This is a genomic window from Corallococcus terminator (genome assembly GCF_049194865.1).
In the GTDB taxonomy this organism is placed as follows: Bacteria; Myxococcota; Myxococcia; order Myxococcales; family Myxococcaceae; genus Myxococcus; species Myxococcus terminator_A.
In genome coordinates, this window is record NZ_JBLZWL010000009.1 from 144849 (window position 1) to 161899 (window position 17051).

General features: G+C 69.7%; 20 protein-coding genes. 13 read left to right on the forward strand and 7 right to left on the reverse strand.

Going from position 1 to position 17051, the window contains the following annotated elements; genetic code table 11:
- The first annotated feature begins 4 nt into the window (after positions 1–4).
- Entirely contained in the window at positions 5–847 is an 843-nt protein-coding gene (locus tag ACN469_RS06460; protein WP_498765194.1) for a sulfite exporter TauE/SafE family protein, read from the forward strand.
- Positions 844–1299: a DUF1634 domain-containing protein gene (locus ACN469_RS06465; protein WP_498765196.1), complete on the forward strand. Its 456-nt coding sequence runs from the start codon at positions 844–846 to the stop codon at positions 1297–1299. The genes ACN469_RS06460 and ACN469_RS06465 overlap by 4 nt, the downstream gene beginning before the upstream one ends.
- Positions 1300–1304: 5 nt before the next feature.
- Here ACN469_RS06465 and ACN469_RS06470 read toward each other — a convergent pair whose 3' ends face one another.
- The 6 genes from ACN469_RS06470 to ACN469_RS06495 all read right to left on the reverse strand — a co-directional run bounded on the left by ACN469_RS06470 (position 1305) and on the right by ACN469_RS06495 (position 6384).
- The gene (locus ACN469_RS06470) at positions 1305–1808 is read right to left on the reverse strand and encodes a SixA phosphatase family protein (protein ID WP_498765198.1); all 504 of its coding nucleotides are present in this window, start codon (positions 1806–1808) and stop codon (positions 1305–1307) included.
- 59 nt (positions 1809–1867) lie between these two features.
- Positions 1868–2812 carry a metallophosphoesterase family protein gene (locus ACN469_RS06475; RefSeq protein ID WP_498765200.1) on the reverse strand — a complete coding sequence of 315 codons (945 nt, stop codon included), beginning with the start codon at positions 2810–2812 and terminating at the stop codon, positions 1868–1870.
- A 12-nt stretch (positions 2813–2824) separates the two neighbouring features.
- A complete protein-coding gene (locus ACN469_RS06480) occupies positions 2825–4180 on the reverse strand; it encodes a sensor histidine kinase (protein ID WP_498765202.1) in 1356 nt (451 codons plus the stop codon).
- Positions 4181–4192: 12 nt separating this feature from the next.
- On the reverse strand, positions 4193–4873 hold the full coding sequence (locus ACN469_RS06485; RefSeq protein WP_163869673.1) for a response regulator: 681 nt from the start codon (positions 4871–4873) through the stop codon (positions 4193–4195).
- Between the two features lie 108 nt (positions 4874–4981).
- Entirely contained in the window at positions 4982–5491 is a 510-nt protein-coding gene (locus ACN469_RS06490) for a hypothetical protein (protein WP_498765204.1), read from the reverse strand.
- The gene (locus ACN469_RS06495) at positions 5488–6384 is read right to left on the reverse strand and encodes a tetratricopeptide repeat protein (RefSeq protein WP_498765206.1); all 897 of its coding nucleotides are present in this window, start codon (positions 6382–6384) and stop codon (positions 5488–5490) included. Before ACN469_RS06495 ends, ACN469_RS06490 begins: the two co-directional genes overlap by 4 nt.
- A 190-nt stretch (positions 6385–6574) precedes the next feature.
- Between ACN469_RS06495 and ACN469_RS06500 the strand changes: the two genes are divergently transcribed.
- Entirely contained in the window at positions 6575–7177 is a 603-nt protein-coding gene (locus ACN469_RS06500; protein ID WP_498765208.1) for a YceD family protein, read from the forward strand.
- Positions 7178–7307: 130 nt separating this feature from the next.
- On the opposite strand, the gene rpmF is transcribed toward ACN469_RS06500, so the two are convergent.
- Positions 7308–7496 carry a 50S ribosomal protein L32 gene (gene rpmF, locus ACN469_RS06505; protein WP_498765210.1) on the reverse strand — a complete coding sequence of 63 codons (189 nt, stop codon included), beginning with the start codon at positions 7494–7496 and terminating at the stop codon, positions 7308–7310.
- A 451-nt stretch (positions 7497–7947) separates the two neighbouring features.
- Here rpmF and plsX point away from each other — a divergent pair, with 451 nt between their 5' ends.
- From plsX to ribD, 10 genes are all read left to right on the forward strand, one after another.
- Positions 7948–9009: a phosphate acyltransferase PlsX gene (gene plsX, locus ACN469_RS06510; protein ID WP_498765212.1), complete on the forward strand. Its 1062-nt coding sequence runs from the start codon at positions 7948–7950 to the stop codon at positions 9007–9009.
- A gap of 53 nt (positions 9010–9062) precedes the next feature.
- Positions 9063–10046, forward strand: a complete 984-nt coding sequence (locus ACN469_RS06515; protein WP_498765214.1) for a beta-ketoacyl-ACP synthase III — start codon at positions 9063–9065, stop codon at positions 10044–10046.
- A gap of 41 nt (positions 10047–10087) precedes the next feature.
- Positions 10088–11020, forward strand: a complete 933-nt coding sequence (gene fabD, locus ACN469_RS06520) for an ACP S-malonyltransferase (protein WP_498765216.1) — start codon at positions 10088–10090, stop codon at positions 11018–11020.
- A 4-nt stretch (positions 11021–11024) separates the two neighbouring features.
- Positions 11025–11771: a 3-oxoacyl-[acyl-carrier-protein] reductase gene (fabG, locus tag ACN469_RS06525; RefSeq protein WP_498765218.1), complete on the forward strand. Its 747-nt coding sequence runs from the start codon at positions 11025–11027 to the stop codon at positions 11769–11771.
- Positions 11772–11876: 105 nt separating this feature from the next.
- Entirely contained in the window at positions 11877–12119 is a 243-nt protein-coding gene (gene acpP, locus ACN469_RS06530; protein ID WP_163869745.1) for an acyl carrier protein, read from the forward strand.
- 84 nt (positions 12120–12203) lie between these two features.
- A complete protein-coding gene (gene fabF / locus ACN469_RS06535; protein ID WP_498765220.1) occupies positions 12204–13460 on the forward strand; it encodes a beta-ketoacyl-ACP synthase II in 1257 nt (418 codons plus the stop codon).
- A gap of 22 nt (positions 13461–13482) precedes the next feature.
- On the forward strand, positions 13483–13926 hold the full coding sequence (gene rpiB, locus ACN469_RS06540) for a ribose 5-phosphate isomerase B (protein ID WP_163869683.1): 444 nt from the start codon (positions 13483–13485) through the stop codon (positions 13924–13926).
- Between the two features lie 38 nt (positions 13927–13964).
- Positions 13965–15221 carry a serine hydroxymethyltransferase gene (glyA, locus tag ACN469_RS06545; RefSeq protein ID WP_498765222.1) on the forward strand — a complete coding sequence of 419 codons (1257 nt, stop codon included), beginning with the start codon at positions 13965–13967 and terminating at the stop codon, positions 15219–15221.
- A 31-nt stretch (positions 15222–15252) separates the two neighbouring features.
- Positions 15253–15756 (forward strand): transcriptional regulator NrdR, encoded by a 504-nt coding sequence (gene nrdR, locus ACN469_RS06550; protein WP_498765223.1) that lies wholly within the window; start codon positions 15253–15255, stop codon positions 15754–15756.
- 10 nt (positions 15757–15766) lie between these two features.
- Positions 15767–16930 (forward strand): bifunctional diaminohydroxyphosphoribosylaminopyrimidine deaminase/5-amino-6-(5-phosphoribosylamino)uracil reductase RibD, encoded by a 1164-nt coding sequence (gene ribD, locus ACN469_RS06555; protein ID WP_498765225.1) that lies wholly within the window; start codon positions 15767–15769, stop codon positions 16928–16930.
- The last annotated feature ends 121 nt before the right edge of the window (positions 16931–17051 follow it).

A 17051-nucleotide genomic window follows, 5' to 3' on the forward strand; every position in this document is an offset into this window, starting at 1 on the left:
CCGCATGACTCCCTTCCTCTTCACGTTCGTCGTCCTGGGCTTCTCCGTGGGAGCGGGCCTGCTGGGCTCGCTCCTGGGCATTGGCGGCGGGCTCATCCTCATCCCGGTGCTCACGCTGCTCCTGAAGGTGGACATCCACTACGCGGTGGGTGCCTCCATCGTCTCCGTCATCGCCACGTCGAGCGGCGCCGCGGCGGCGTACGTGCGCGAGCGCATGGTGAACCTGCGCGTGGCCATGTTCCTGGAGCTGGCGACGACGGCGGGCGCGCTCACCGGGGCCTTCCTGTCGGGCCGGGTGGGCGGGCGCGGGGTGTACCTCGTCTTCGGCACCGTCATGGCCTGCTCGGCGCTGGTGATGCTGCGGCGGATGCACTCCAGCGAAGTCGCTCCGGTGCCCGAGGACGCGCTGGCGGACCGGCTGGCGCTGCACGGCGGCTACTGGGACGAGTCCACGGGACGCGAGGTGGAGTACCGAGTCACCCGGCCGCTGGCGGGGCTGGGGTTGATGTACGTGGCGGGAACGGTGAGCGGCATGCTGGGCATCGGCTCGGGCGCGCTGAAGGTGCCCGCCATGGACCTGACCATGCGGCTGCCGCTGAAGGTCTCCACGGCCACCAGCAACTTCATGATTGGCGTGACGGCGGCGGCCAGCGCGGGCGTCTACTTCGCGCGAGGCTACATCGACCCGTTCATCGCCGGCCCCGTGTGCGTGGGCGTGACGCTGGGCGCGTGGCTGGGCTCGCGGCACCTGATGGCGAAGGTGAACGCGTCGTGGCTGCGCGCCCTCTTCGTCTGCGTGCTGCTGTGGGTGGCCCTCGAGATGCTGCGCAAGGGGTGGTCGTCATGAGCGAAGCGCCGTCGTCCGAGCCGCGTCCCTCGCCGCCCGCCAGCGTGGCGCTGCCCACGGGGCCGGAGGCGGTGCCCCTGGTGCCGGAGTTGCTCATCAGCGACTTGCTGCGCTACGGCGTCCTCATCAGCCTGTCGCTGGTGACGCTGGGCACGCTGGTGACGTTCTTCCGCCACCCCGACTACCTCGTGTCGTCCGAAGCGCTGGAGCGCCTCACCGCGCCGCACCCCGTGCCGCATGGGCTGGCGGACGTGGTGGCGGGCGCCATGGCCGCGCGCGGGCAGTCCTTCGTCATGGCGGGGCTGCTGGTGATGATGGCCGTGCCGGTGATGCGCGTGGCGCTGTCGCTGCTCATCTTCCGGCAGCAGAAGGACCGGCTCTTCGTGGCCATCACCACCGTGGTGTTGACGTTGCTGCTGGTGTCCTTCCTCGTGGGCGCGGCGGAGGGCTGAGCGTTTCACCCTTCCGAGTCATAGCGCTTGAGCGCGCGGCCCGGCGCGGCCCACCAGACGAGCTGATAGCCCGCGTCGTCCCCGGTGGACTGGAGCGCCACGGCGGTGCCCTTGCGCAGCCGCTCTGGCGCTTGTGTGTCGTCGCCCAGCGCGAGCGCGAGCGCCTGCTCCAGCGAGGGGTTGTGGCCCACCAGCGCGAAGCCCGGCCCCAGCTCCCGCGCCAGCTCGAGGATGCGTCGGGGCGCGCTCCTGCGCGGCACCAGCGCGGGGTGGACCTCCACGCGTGACAGGCCCAGCGCCTCGGCGAGCAGCTCCGCGGTCTGCACGGCGCGGACGAGCGGGCTGGTGACGATGCCGCGCAGCGGAGTGAGGCGGGCCAGCTTGCGCGCGTGCTGGCGGAAGAGGGCGCGGCCCTCCGGGGTGAGGGCACGGGCCTCGTCACCCAGGACGTGGGTGTCCTCGGCCTTGGCGTGGCGGACGAGCAGCAGCGGCAGTTCGCGAGCAGACATGGTGGCCTGCCTCAACCACCCGCCACCGCGCCGGGCAAGCAACGTCCTGGCGACAAAGCTCAGCCGTCCAGGTCGTTCAACACATCCAGGGACAGCGGTGTCGCGTCCGTCACGGTGCCGTCCATGTCGGTGGGCAGCGAGGCGGGGTCCACATCCGGAGGCGCGCGGCCCTCCATGGGCACCGCCGCGTTGCGAATGGGGGCGCCCGGAGGCGGCCGCAGCACGGGGCCCGGAGGCGGCAGACCGGAGTGGCGGCGCGCGGCTTCCATCAGCGCGTTGTGGTGGCGGTAGCGCGCCTCCACCAGCTTGTGGATGAGCAGCGGGCCACCGGGGACGCGGCGCGCGGTGAGGGCCTGGGTGGCCTTGCGCACCGGGTAGCGCACCCGGCGAATCTGCACGCGCCAGCCCTTGGGCGTGTACGTGAAGACGCCATAGGCGGGGCGCAGGTCGCCATCGCGCGGAATGCCCGCGCTGGCCACGTCCGCGATGAGCATGCGGCCCACGCGACGGCGGTAGGGGAAGTGCAGGTGGCCGAAGGCGCACGCCGCCGCGTCCAGGTGCGCGAAGTAGCGGCGCACCGCGACGTCATCCAGCGTGGGGTCCAGCGACTCCTCGAGGTTGCGCGGGTTGGCGTGGCAGACGAAGAGGTCCTGTCCCTTGCGCGGCGTGTAGCGCACGGAGAAGGGCAGGGCGCCCAGCTGGCGCAGGTGCGCGTCGCCGAGTTGATCTCTCGTCCAGCGAAGCAGCTCCGTCTTCCAATGGTCTCGCTCGCGGTACGCACCGCCCAGGTAGTTCCCGGCGAGGTAGCAGTCCGTGTTCCCCATCAACACCGAGTCGCAGCGGTCGAAGAGGAGGTCCACCGTCTCGCGAGGGTGCGCTCCGCGCAGTGCGAGGTCGCCGGCGGCGACGATGTAATCGGGCGCAACGGAGCGCGCGATGTCCTCCAGGACGGCCTCGCAGGCGGGGAGGTTGCCGTGAATGTCCGCGAGGATGGCGACCCGCATGGTCGTGCCATCCTACCCCGTCGCAGACCGAGCGGGAGCCGACTGGGGCAGAAAAATCGTGAAGGTGCTCCCCTCGTTCGGTTGGCTCTCGACCTTGACCTCTCCGTCCATGGCCTGGAGCAGGTGCTTGACGATGGAAAGACCCAACCCGGTGCCTCCCATGTCCCGGCTCCGGCCCTTGTCCACCCGGTAGAAGCGCTCGAAGATGCGGGACAGGTGGCGGGGTTCGATGCCCACGCCGGTGTCTCGGACGCGCACCACGCACCGTCCGTCCTCGCACGCTCCGTCCACGTCCACCCGGCCCCCCGCGGGCGTGTACTTCACCGCGTTGTCGAGGAGGTTGAGCAGCACCTGCTCCACCGCGCGCGGGTCTCCCACCGCCAGCAGTCCCGCTGGGACGTGGAGTGAAACCACCTGGCCCTTACCCTCGGCCTTGGGGCGCACCGTGTCGGCGGCCCGGGCGGCGGCCTCCGCCAGGGGGACGTCGGTGAGTCTCAGGCTCACCTGTTGCGACTCCAGGCGCGACAGCTCCAGCAGGTCCTCCACCAGCTCGGACAGGCGCTCGGACTGGCGGTGGATGATTTCCACCATGCGTGGAGCCACCTGCGCGTCACCGAGCGCTCCGCCCTGGAGTGTCTCCGCGTAGCCCCGGATGGCGGTAATCGGCGTGCGCAGCTCGTGGGAGACGTTGGCGACGAAGTCCTTGCGCACCTTCTCCAGCCGGCGCAGCTCGGTGACGTCGTGGAAGACGGCGGCGCTGCCCGGCAAGTCGCGTCCCAGCGGCGTCACGCGCACGGACAGGGTGCGGGGGAACAGGCCTTCCAGGGCCAGCTCCAGGTGGGTGGAGGTCCCCTCGCGGCAGCCACGCATGACGGCGTCGTGCAGCTGGTCATCGCGGATGACGGCCAGGGGGCGCTGGCCGACGATGGGCGCGCCCGTCTGGAGGATGTTCCGGAGCGCGTCGTTGTGGCGCACCACGGTGCCCTCCGCGTCCGTCACCCAGATGCCCTCGGCCATGCTGTCCAGCACCGCGGTGAGCGTGCGGGACTCCTGGTTCAGCTCCGTGTTTCGCGCGGACAGGCGGGTGTGCAGCGAGTCGATGGCGCCCTCGAGGCTGGCCACCTCCTCCAGCCGGTCCGGGTCCGGCGTCGGTCCGCCGCCCCCCTCGGCGCGGCCCCGGGTGCTGCGCGCCAGCCGGTCCAACTGCCGCTGCAGCGCGCCGCGACTCAGGCCCAGCGCCATGAGGGAGCCGGCCAGGGTGATGAGCGCCACGGGCACCGCGGCGCCTGGAGTGCCCAGCGCGGCCACGAGCAGTCCGACGAGGGTGGCCGGCAGGAGCAGGGGCAGGAGCGTGTAGCGCAGGGGCATGGCGCGGGCCGACTAGGGAGGACTGAGCTTGTAGCCGACGCCGCGCACCGTCTCGATGATGTCGCCCGCGGGGCCCAGCTTCTCCCGCAGCCGCTTGATGTGCGTGTCCACGGTGCGGGTGTGGATCTCCGCCTGGATGCCCCAGACGTCGGAGAGGAGGATTTCGCGCGTCTGCACCCGGTCGCTGCGCTCCAGCAGCGTGCGCAGCAGGCGGAACTCCAGCGCGGTGAGGACGACCTCCACGTCCTTCACGCGCACCTGGTGGCGGGACGTATCCAGGAGGATGTCCCCGGCGGCGAGCACCTGCGCGGGTCCCTCGTCCGCGTCGCCCCGGCGCAGCACCGCCTTGACGCGCAGGAGCAGCTCGCGGACGGAGAAGGGCTTCACCACGTAGTCGTCCGCGCCCAGCTCCAGGCCCTGCACGCGGTCCGACTCCTGGCCCTTGGCGCTGACGATGATGACCGACGTCTTTCGCAGCTCAGGGTCCTGCTTGAGCATGCGGAGCACTTCGCCGCCCGCGATGTCCGGCAGCATCATGTCCAGCAGCAGCAGGTCCGGTGGATTCGCCCGGGCTCGGGCCAGTCCTCCGGCGCCGGTGTTCGCCGACTCCGTCTCGAAGCCCGCGGCCCGGAGGTTGTATTCGACGAGCCCGGCGAGGTCCTGCTCGTCCTCGATGATCAGGATGCGCGTCATGGGGTCCTCTGGGATGTCCTCTGGTAGCTCGACGGAAGAAGGTGTAGCGCGGTGAGTGGCCGCGAGCGCGGTGGCACCAGCGCCCCGAGGGCGCGAGCGCCGCCTCGCTCAGGGGGAGATGGAGGGGTCGCAGGACTGCTCGGTCAGCACGAGGGGCGCGGCGACCACCGGCACGTTGTCGCCGGAGTTGACGACCTTGAGGTAGTTGCAGGAGCTGCCGAGGAAGCGCGACGGTGAGCCCACGGCGATGGCCTCGATGACGAGCGCGTAGTCGCGGCCCACCGGCACATCCACCTCGAGCGCCTGGCTGCCGCCGTTCTGCATCGCCGTCAGGTCCACGGTGAAGCGCAGCGCGCGACCCTCGTTGCCGCGCACGTCCTCCAGCACCACCAGGTCATCGCGCTTCACCTGGCTGTTGAGGCAGGTGCGCTGCAGCTCGGTGCAGCTGCGGCGCGAGCCGTCCTTCAGCACGCTCACCTGGAGCGCGTGGACCTCGGTGGCCACGGCGCGCGACATCGTCACGTCCAGGCCGAAGCGGCCGACCGTCGCGGAGTCATCGGGGCCGCACGCGCAGAAGACGGCGGCGAGCGGCAGGGACTTCAGGAGGCGGAGGCTCATGGCTGGGTGGGGTCCACGCGGATGGTGATGGGGACGCGGCCGCGGTCCTCGGAGGAGGAGAGGGCCACCACGCCGGCGGTGCCGCCAATGGCCACCGCGCCCACGGCCACCCAGAGCCAGGGGCTCTTGTACCAGGGGCGTCCCTCGGAGACCTCGGCGGCGGCCGCCGTCGAGCGCTGCGGTGCCACCTGGAAGAGCATCGGCTGGAAGGAGTCGCCCCGGCCGGCGAGCCGGCGCTGCGCGGCGTCCACCACCTCGAAGTAGTACTCCACCTCATAGGGCTCCGGCTCCACGGGCACGTCGTAGGCGGGGACGACGGCGCGGAAGCGCTCCTTCTCGCCACGGTCCTTCACGAAGTCCACGGAGTTGTAGGCCTGGTCTCCGGCGCGCCGGTAGAACAGCCGCGCGCGAGCGCCCAGCGCCAGCTCCTGGATGGTGGCCTCCACGACGATGGGCTCGCCGCCGGGCGGGTCCGGAATCGGATCCGCGTCCAGCGTCACGGGGCGCACGCGCCGGCTGCGGATGTCCTCCTTGATTCGCGCGTAGAGCGCGCGCAGCTTGGGCGGCGCGGTGCGGGGCAGCTCGTAGTCGGGCCGGGCCTGGAGCAGCTTCTCGTAGGCCTCGCGCGCCTGGTCCTCGTCGCCCAGGTACAGGGCCGTGAGGCCGAGCAGGCGGTAGAGCTCCACGAGCTGGTCGTCGGTGACGTCCGGGGCATCCAGGCCGGCCTGGAGCGTGCGGCGGGCCTCTTCGAACTCGCCGTCGTCAATTTGCTCGCGGGCGCGGGTGATTTCTGGGCTTGCTGGCCCGAGCTGCGAGAGGGCGGGCGCGGGAAAGAGGGGACGGGCCAGCCCCGGTGGAGCCAGGAGGCCCACGACGAGGAAGAGAGCCCCCATTCGCAACGGCAAATCGTGCCTGTGCATCAAACCGACCCTAGCAAAGCGTTGTCTGGAGGATCCACGAAGGCCACCCCACCGGTGGTGACGGCGCAGTGACATCTTCGCGGTGCTGTTGAACCTGGGCGTGTTGACGCTAGAGGGGCCGCCCTCTATGTTGCCCGCCCAATTTTACCTGGATGTCGCGTAAATGCTCGTAAAGGTTGAACAAATTCATGAGGCGGGGCTGAAGCTGGATGAGCCCATCTCGCCGGAGCTGCTGAGCGCCGCGCTGGAAGGGACGGCGTCCGGGTTGGACACCGGCTTCCGGGCCACGCAGGCCTCCCAGCTCAAGGCCACGCTGCGCAGGGTGAGCGGCGGGGTGCTGCTGAACGGCAACTTCACCGTGCACGTCACCAGTCCGTGCAAGCGCTGCCTGAAGGACGTGGAGCTGGCCCAGCCCGTGGTCTTCTCGCTGAACCTCGTGCCCGAGTCGATGGTGCGTGGCGACGACTTCAAGGACGACGACGAGAAGTCCATGGAGAAGAAGGAGCGTCAGCAGGGGGAGACGGGCGGCTCGTTCGAAATCGATGGCGTGGACCAGGAGGTCTTCAATGGGAAGACCATCGACCTGGACCCCATCGTCCGCGAGCAGCTGCTGTTGGCCCTGCCGATGAACCTGGTCTGCAAGGACGACTGCAAGGGCCTGTGCTCGCAGTGCGGAACGAACTTCAACGAGGCCCAGTGCCAGTGTGACACGAAGCAGGTGGACCCCCGCCTGGCGTCGCTGAAGAACATCAAGCTCGGCAACTGAAGTCCGGTGAGGACGCCGGCCCCGCTGGGATTCGGGGCCGGAAAAGAGCAAGGGCCGCGACCTCCGATTGGGGAGGCGCGGCCCTTCGTGCTGCTCGACGCTCCTCTTCAGGAGCGTCGATGACAAGGCCTCAGGCCTCTGCTTGGGGCAGCAGCTCGCGCCCCTTGTACTGGCCACAAGACGTGCAGGCGCGGTGAGGCAGCACCGGCTCCTTGCAGTTGGGGCACTTGGTCACCTGCACGGCGGTGCGCAGGTTGTTGTTGCCAGCGCGACGAGTGTCACGACGCATCTTCGAAGTACGCTTCTTGGGGACGCCCACGGCTCACCTCTGTCTCACGCGCTGTGCCGGGGTCCCCGGCTGCCTGCGCAACATGTCGGTCAACACCGGACTTGAAGCAGTCGCGACGAGCTCGCGTACTCCCGGTCCGGCTTGAAAGGCGGCGGACCCTAGCGGCTCATCAGGCCCGAGTCAATGCGCGTGTACTGCCCAGTCACACCGCGAAGTGTCTCGGGGCCGCCCGACCGCCAGATACCTCACGCGCTCCGCCGGGACAACGCTGGAGATGGGCTCATTTCCGCCCGCCTCCGTGGATCATCCGAACCCGGGGGCTCGCCGCGCGAACCCATGGGCTCCTGCCCACCTGGACCCACCCCACGTGACGGGGCAAGCGAGTCGTTGCCCCCCTGGGAGGTTCCTGGTGTGCTGCGCGCCGCCCGGCGGGCCGGGTAGGTGCCGAGATGACACGCACGCAGACACGGAAAGGGAGCGGATGAGGCTGGTCCTGGACGCGATGGGGGGAGATCACGCGCCGGGGGCGCCGGTGGAGGGCGGGGTGCTCTTCGCCCGGGCCCACCCCGAGCACGAGGTCGTCCTGGTGGGAGACACGGCCCGGGTGACGCCCCTGCTGGGACGCGGGCTGCCTCCGCCCAACCTCCGCGTGCACCACGCCTCCGAGGTCGTGGAGATGGATGACCACGCCTCCACGGCCTTCCGGCGCAAGCGCGACTCGTCGCTGCGCGTGGGCTTCGAGCTGGTGAAGAACGGGCACGGGGACGCGTTGGTGTCCGCGGGCAACTCGGGCGCGGTCATGGCGGGCGGGCTGATGACGCTGGGCCGGCTGCCGGGCGTGGAGCGCCCCGCCATCGCCGCGCTCTTCCCCGCGCTCAAGGGTGGCGGGCGCTGCCTGCTCCTGGATGCGGGCGCCAACGTGGATTGCCGCCCGTCGCACCTGGCGCAGTTCGCCGTGCTGGGCGAGGCCTATGTCCGCCTGCTGCTGGGCGTGGCGCGTCCTCGCGTCGCCGTGCTGTCCAACGGCGAGGAGGCCTCCAAGGGCACGGTCCTGACGCGCGAGGCGAGCGACTTGCTGCGCCAGTCGGACCTGGACTTCGCCGGCTACGTGGAGGGCAAGGACCTCTTCTCGGGCGATGTGCAGGTGGTGGTGACGGACGGCTTTACCGGGAATGTCGTCCTCAAGACATCCGAGGGCGTGGGCATGGGCGTCATCGGCATGCTGCGGCAGGCCATCGAAAAGCGGGGCGGACTGTCGGAGAAGTTGGGAGCGCTGCTGCTCCAGCCGGCCCTGAAGGGGCTGCGGAAGATGGTGGACTACGCCGAGTACGGAGGCGCTCCACTGCTGGGCCTGCGCGGCGTGGGAATCGTGGCCCACGGGCGCTCCTCTCCCCGGGCCATCCACAACGCCCTGGGGGCCGCGCTGGCCACCGCGCAGGGGGGACTCCAGGAGGAACTGACGCAATGCATCGCCAGGGCCTCTGCCTGGCTCCCTACCCACCCGAGGGGAAAAAGAGGGACAGAGGAAGCCGTTTCCGATTAGAGACCGGCGCCTGGGCGTTGGGTTCGATGAAGCTCCTTTTGCGGAGAACCCTCGTGGCATGCACGCAGATCATCGGCACCGGCTCCTACGCTCCCTCCCGGGTCATCACCAACCAGGAGCTGGAGGCGTGCGTGGACACGTCCGATGCCTGGATTCGTGAGCGCACGGGAATCCACGCGCGGCGACGCGCCGCGGACGACGAGGCCACCAGCGACCTGGCCGTCGCCGCCTCGCTGAAGGCCCTGGAGATGGCGGGCGTGGCGCCGGAGGAGCTGGACCTCATCGTGGTGGGGACCATCACCGCGGACATGCCCATGCCCTCGTGCGCGGCCTTCGTGCAGGCGAAGCTGGGCGCGCGCCGGGCCTTCGCCTTCGACGTGGCCGCCGCGTGCGCGGGCTCGCTGTACGCGATGAGCATCGCGGATCAATTCATCCGCTCCGGGCAGGTGAAGCGGGCGCTGGTGGTGGGCGCGGAGCTGCTGACGCGGGTGGTGGACTGGACGGACCGCAACACCTGCGTGCTCTTCGGGGACGGGGCGGGGGCCATGGTGCTGGCGCCCTCGGAGGCGGAGGGGCGGGGCATCCTCTCCACCCACCTGTTCACCGATGGGACGCTCGCGGACGTGCTCACCATTCCGGGCGGAGGCTCGCGCACGCCCATGACGGAGGAGGGCGTCCGGGCCCACCTCCACAAGCTGAAGATGAAGGGGCGCGAGGTGTTCCGCTTCGCGGTGCGCGCGCTCGTGGATTCCACGCGGGGTGCGCTGGCCTCTCACGGGTTGACGGCGCGGGGCGTCGACCACGTCATCGCGCACCAGGCCAATGTCCGCATCCTGGACGCCGCGCTGGAGCGGCTGGAGATTCCCCGCGACAAGTGCTGGCTGAACCTGCACAAGTACGGCAACACGTCGTCCGCGTCCCTGCCCATGACGCTGGACGAGGCCCACCGCGCCGGGAGACTCCGGCCCGGAGACGTCATCGCGATGATGGCGATTGGCGCGGGCATGACGTGGGGCAGCGCGGTGGTGCGCTGGTAGTCGGGCACGGGACTGGACGTTTCAGGAGGCAGAGACCGCACATGGCGAAGGTCGCATTCGTGTTTCCCGGGCAGGGCAGTCAGGCCGTGGGGATGGGCAAGGACCTCTTCGAGAAGTTCCCCGAGGCCCGCGCCGTCTTCGAGGCCGCGGATGACGCGCTCGCGGAGAGCCTCTCCAAGCTCTGCTTCGAGGGGCCAGAAGATGCGCTGAAGCTCACGGCCAACACGCAGCCGGCCATCCTCACGGTGTCGGTGGCGGCGCACGCCGTGTTCTCGAAGCGGGGCCCGGCGGCGTCGTTCGTCGCGGGCCACTCGCTGGGCGAGTACTCCGCGCTGGTGGCCGCGGGCGCCATGTCGCTGGGTGACGCGGCGAGGTCGGTGCGCGCGCGCGGCGGCTTCATGCAGGAGGCGGTGCCCGCGGGCGTGGGCGCCATGGCCGCGATTCTGGGCCTGGAGCCGGCGAAGGTGAAGGAGGCGTGTGAGGCCGCGGCCGAGGGCCAGGTGGTGTCTCCGGCCAACTACAACTCGCCCGAGCAGACGGTGATTGCCGGCGACGCGGCGGCGGTGGAGCGCGCGGGCGTGAAGTGCAAGGAGGCCGGCGCCAAGCGGGTGATGCCGCTGCCGGTGTCCGCGCCCTTCCACTGCGCGCTGATGGAGCCGGTGAAGCCGAAGCTCGCGGCGGTGCTGGGCGGCGTGAAGCTGGTGGCGCCGTCGGTGCCGGTGGTGACGAACGTGGAGGCGCGGCCCAACTCGGACGTGGCCCGCATCGTCCCGCTGCTCCTGGAGCAGGTGAGCGCGCCGGTGCGGTGGATTGAATGCGTGGAGGCGCTGAAGGCCGAGGGCGTCACGCGCGTGGTGGAGCTGGGTCCGGGCAAGGTGCTGTGCGGCCTCATCAAGCGCATCACCAAGGACATCGAATTCTTCAACGTCGAGGACGCCGCGAGCCTGGAGAAGGTCCTCGCGGCGCTGGGGTGAGCGCATGAGCTTCAAGGACAAGGTGGTGCTGGTGACGGGCGGCTCGCGCGGCATTGGCCGGGCGTGCGCGGTGGCCTTCGCGAAGGCGGGCGCCTCCACGGTCATCATCAGCTATGCGGGCAACGAGGCGGCGGCCCAGGAGACGGTGGGCCTGCTCACCGCCGAGGGCGCCAAGGCGGAGGCCCTGCGCTTCGACGTGTCGGATACGAACGCCTGTACGAGCGCCGTGGAGGGCATCGTCAAGGCGCACGGCCGGCTGGACGTGCTCGTCAACAACGCGGGCACGGCGGTGGACGGCCTGGTCATGCGGGTGAAGGACGAGGACTGGGACAAACAGCTCGACACCAACCTGCGGGGCCCTTTCGCCCTCATCCGCGCGGCCTGCCGGCCCATGATGAAGCAGCGGGGCGGCGCCATCGTGAACGTCACCTCCGTCGTGGGGGATATGGGCAACCCCGGTCAGTCGGCCTACTCGGCGGCCAAGGCGGGGCTCATCGGCCTGACGAAGACGGTGGCCAAGGAGCTTTCCAGCCGTGGCATCCGCGTCAACGCCGTCTCCCCGGGTTTCATCTCCACGGACATGACGGCCCACCTGAATGACGACCTGCGCCAGAAGATGATTGGCGGCATTCCGCTGGGCAGACTGGGCAACCCGGAGGAGGTGGCCCAGGCCGTTCTCTTCCTCTCAGGTGACGCTTCGTCCTACATCACCGGCGAGGTTTTGAAGGTCAACGGCGGCATGTACATGTAACCCAAGGTTGGATTGCCGGCGGGCGTGGGATATACCGCGCCGGCTTTCGACAGGGCTCGGGAAGCCTTCCGGGCCTACATCTGGTTCCTGGAGGGTTCATCACTTATGTCGACGTCCGTAATTGAGACCAAGGTCAAGGGCATCATCGCTGATCAGCTCGGGGTGGGTGAGGATGAGATCAAGCCCGAGTCTTCCTTCATCGAAGACCTTGGCGCCGACAGCCTCGACATCGTTGAGCTGGTGATGGCGATGGAAGAGGAGTTCGAGGTCGAGATCCCCGACGAGGAGGCCGAGAACATCAAGACCGTCGGCGACGCCATCAACTACATCACCACCCACAAGAAGTAGGCAGCACCACGGCGTGCCGGGGGGCGGGGAGATGCCGCGTCCAGCGCGGCGTCCCCGGCGTCCCAGGCGCCACCGGAGAGGACCGTGTCACACCGTCGAGTCGTCATCACCGGTACCGGGCTTATCTCGGCACTGGGTACAGGAACCGAGAAGAACTGGCAGGCGCTGCTTGCCGGCACTTCAGGCATTTCCCTCGTCTCTCGCTTCGACCCCAAGAAGATCGACACGCGAATCGCCGGCGAGGTGAAGGACTTCGAGCCGGAGAAGTTCATCGACAGGCGCGAAGTGCGCCGCATGGACCTCTACGCGCAGTACGCCATGGCCGCGGCGGCGATGGCGGTGGAGGAGTCTGGGCTTCCCGTAGGCCCGGACGTGCCGCACGGCTACACGCCGGAGCGGGTGGGCGTCATCGTCGGCTCGGGCATTGGCGGCATCTCCTCTCTGGAGGAGCAGCACCGCAAGGGCCTGGAGAAGGGGTTCGACCGGCTGTCGCCCTTCTTCATCATCCAGATGATCGTCAACATGGCGCCTGGCCTCATCTCCATGCGCTACAACTGCAAGGGGCCCAACTGGGCTCCTGTGTCCGCTTGCGCCACCAGCGCCCACGCCATTGGCGAGGCCTGGAAGTCCATCAAGCTGGGCGAGACGGACGCGGCCATCGCCGGCGGCGCCGAGGCGGCCATCACCCCGTTGGGGTTGGGTGGCTTCTCGGTGATGAAGGCGCTGTCCACGCGCAATGATGACCCGGCCGCTGCCAGCCGCCCGTTCGACAAGGACCGTGACGGCTTCGTCATGGGCGAGGGCGCGGGCATGCTCATCCTCGAGGAGCTGGAGGCCGCGAAGAAGCGCGGCGCCAAGATTCTCGCGGAGCTGGTGGGCTACGGCGCCAACTCGGATGCGTACCACGTGACGCAGCCGGCGCCGGAAGGCGAGGGCGCGGCGCGCTGCATGCGGCTGGCGCTCAAGTCGGCGGGGATGAACCCGGAGGATGTGGGCTACATCAACGCCCACGGCACCTCCACGCCCTTCAACGACGCGAACGAGACGAAGGCCATCAAGGCCGTGTTCGGTGACCACGCCCGCAAGGTGGCGGTGTCGTCGACCAAGTCCATGACGGGCCACATGCTCGGCGCGGCGGGTGGTTACGAGGGCGTGGTCAGCGCGCTGGCGCTGTCGCGCAACATCCTGCCGCCCACCATCAACCAGACGAGCCCGGATCCGGAGTGTGATCTGGACTACGTGCCCAACAAGGCCCGCGAGGCCAAGGTGGACGCGGTGATGAGCAATTCGTTTGGATTTGGCGGCACCAACGCGGTGCTGCTGTTCAAGCGCTTCAGCTAGGTGGCAGGAGAGGAGACCCCGCGTGAAAGTCATTCTTGCTTCGGACCACGCGGGCCTGGAGCTCCGCCAGGAGTTGGTGGCGGCGCTCAAGGAGCGCGGCGTGGCCCACGAGGATGTGGGTCCGTTCGCGCGGGACTCGGTGGACTACCCGGACTTCGCTGCCCGGGTGTCCAAGGCGGTGACGTCCGGTGAGGCCACCCTGGGCGTGCTGGTGTGTGGCACCGGCATTGGCATGAGCATCGTCGCCAACAAGCACCGGGGCATCCGCGCGGCCCTGTGCACCACGGAGTTCGAGGCGCGCATGGCGCGGGCCCACAATGACGCCAACGTGCTGTGCCTGGGCCAGCGCGTGGTGGGCTCGGGCGTGGGTCGGGCCATCCTGGAGGCGTTCCTCGGCACGGCGTTCGAGGGCGGTCGCCATGAGCGGCGCGTGCAGATGATTCGCGAGGCCGAGTCCCAGGGCTAGTGGCCATCGCGGTACCCGTTGTCGAGAGGAAAGCCGCCATGGAGAACACCCGCACTCTGGCCGACGTGGACCCCGAGATTGCCCGGACGGTCCGCGAGGAGACGCAGCGCCAGGAAGATGGCCTGGAGCTGATCGCCTCGGAGAACTTCGTCAGCCCCGCCGTCATGGAGGCGGTGGGCTCCGTGCTCACCAACAAGTACGCGGAGGGCTACCCCGGCAAGCGCTACTACGGCGGCTGCGAAGTGGTGGACGTGGTGGAGACCCTCGCCATCGACCGCGCCAAGCAGCTGTTCGGCGCGGACTTCGTCAACGTGCAGGCCCACTCCGGCAGCCAGGCCAACATGGGCGCGTACATGGCGCTGATGAAGCCGGGCGACACGATTCTGTCCCTGGATTTGAACTCCGGTGGCCACCTCACCCACGGCGCCACGTTCAACTTCTCCGGCAAGCTCTACAAGGTCGTCCACTACGGCCTGACGCGCGAGACGGAGACCATCGACTTCGCGCAGGTTCAGTCCCTGGCGCGCGAGCACAAGCCCAAGGTCATCGTCGTGGGCGCCAGCGCCTACCCGCGCACGCTGGACTTCGCGAAGTTCCGCGAAGTGGCCGACGAGGTCGGCGCGGCGATGATGGTGGACATGGCGCACATCGCGGGCCTGGTCGCCGCGGGCGTGCACCCCTCGCCGGTGCCCTTCGCGGACATCGTCACCAGCACCACGCACAAGACGCTGCGCGGTCCGCGCGGTGGCCTGGTCATGGGCCGCGAGCCCTACGCCAAGTCCATCAACAGCCAGATCTTCCCGGGCATCCAGGGCGGTCCGCTGATGCACGTCATCGCCGGCAAGGCGGTGGCCTTCCGCGAGGCGCTGACGCCCGAGTTCAAGGCGTACCAGCGGCAGATTGTCGCCAACGCGCAGGCGCTGGCGGAGGCGCTGAAGGCGGCCGGGCTGCGGCTGACGTCGGGCGGCACGGACAACCACCTGATGCTGGTGGACCTGCGGCCCAAGAAGCTCACGGGCAAGGTGGCCGAGGAGGTGCTCGGCAAGGCGGGCATCACCGTGAACAAGAACATGATTCCGTTCGACCCGGAGAAGCCGATGGTGACGTCGGGCGTCCGGGTGGGCACGCCGGCCATCACCACGCGCGGCATGCGCGAGGCGGAGATGGCGGTGGTGGGCAAGCTCCTCGGCGCGGCGCTGGACGCGGCGCAGGACGACGCGGCGCTCGCCCGCATCCGCGGCGAAGTGAAGGAACTCTCGCAGGGCTTCCCCCTGTACGCCTCGCGCCTCAAGTAACCGAAGGGACCAGGAGTTCAGCTCCGTCTCCATGCGCTGCCCGTTCTGCCAGGATGCCGAAAACAAGGTCATCGACTCTCGCGAGTCACACGAGGGCTCCGTCATCCGACGGCGCCGCGAGTGTCTGGCCTGCAAGCGCCGCTTCACCACGTATGAGCGGGTGGAGGAGCTCTATCCGCTCATCGTGAAGAAGGACGGCCGGCGCGAGGCGTTCGACCGGGAGAAGATTGTCAGCGGGCTGAAGAAGGCGTGCGAGAAGCGGCCGGTGTCCGCGGATCAGCTCGAGGAGACGGTGGTGGCCATCGAACGGCTGCTGCAGGGCATGGGCGAGAAGGAGATCAACTCGTCCGTCATCGGCGAGGAGGTCATGCGCCGGCTCCAGGAGCTGGACGAGGTGGCCTACGTGCGCTTCGCGTCCGTGTACCGGAGCTTCCGGGACATCTCCGAGTTCATGCACGAGCTGAAGGATTTGCTCGAGGACCAGGAGCGCGAGCGCAAGGCGAAGCCGCCCGTCGCTCCGGGCCGGGGAAGCTGAGGGGACACGCATGCGGCTGCTCACGCGGGCCAGGTTGGAAGCCACCAGGGCGCCCCGGGCGAAGCGGGCGGCGGACTTCGACCGCGCCGTGGCCGAGTTCTTCATGCGCATCGCCCTGGAGGAGGCCGCCAAGGGCCTGGGCCGCACCAGCCCGAACCCGGTGGTGGGCGCCGTCCTGGTGAAGGGCGGCCGCATCATCGCCCGCGGCTATCACAAGAAGGCCGGCACCGCGCACGCGGAGGTGGTGGCGCTGGAGGCCGCTGGCTCCCGCGCGAGGGGCGCGGACCTCTACTCCACGCTGGAGCCGTGCGACCACTACGGCCGCACGCCGCCGTGCAGCCTGGCCATCATCGAAGCCGGGGTGCGCCGCGTCTTCACCGGCTCCTCGGACCCGAACCCGAAGGTGAGCGGCAAGGGCGTGGCCCGGATGCGCCGCGCCGGGGTGAAGGTCGTCACGGGCGTGCTCCAGGAGGAGGCCGACAAGCTCAACCGGCCCTTCTTCAAGTCCATCCGCACGGGCATCCCCTGGGTGACGCTGAAGGCCGCGGCGACGCTGGACGGCAAGCTGGCCACGGCCACGGGGGACTCGCGCTGGGTGACGGGCGAGAAGGCGCGCGAGTGGGTGCACCACCTGCGCGACTCCGTGGACGTCATCCTCGTGGGCGCGAACACCGTGCGCCACGACGACCCCAAGCTCACCACGCGGCTGCCCGGTGGAAAGGGCAAGGACCCGCTGCGCGTCGTGGTGGACAGTCACCTGCGCCTGTCGCCCGGCTACACCGTCTTCACCCAGAAGAGCCCCGCGCGCACCATCATCGCCACGCTGGAGGACCCGGAGGGGCGCAAGGCCAAGCGCTTCCTGGCCCAGGGCGTGGAGGTGTGGCAGCTGCGCAAGAAGGGCGACCGGGTGGACCTGAAGGCCCTGCTGCGCCGGCTGGGCAAGTCGGGCCTCAACCACGTGCTCGTGGAGGGCGGGGCGGAGATGTACGGCAGCTTCCTGCGCGAGCACCTGGCGGATGAGCTGGCCCTGTTCCTCGCCCCCAAGCTCCTGGGCCGCCAGGGCATGTCCTGGGCGGGCGACCTGGGCGTGAAGGAGATGACCCAGGCCCTCTCCGTCAAGGACCTCACCTTCGAGCAGCACGGGCAGGACATCCTGCTCCAGGCGCTGCTGTAGGTCCGGACCGAGCGCGCGGCGCGCCCGCGACTCATGCATGAGTCGGAGTGACGGGGCCGTTGAATGGGGGATGTGGGGGCCCCGGTTGTCCGTGGGCGTCGCGACGCCGGGTCCGTTATAA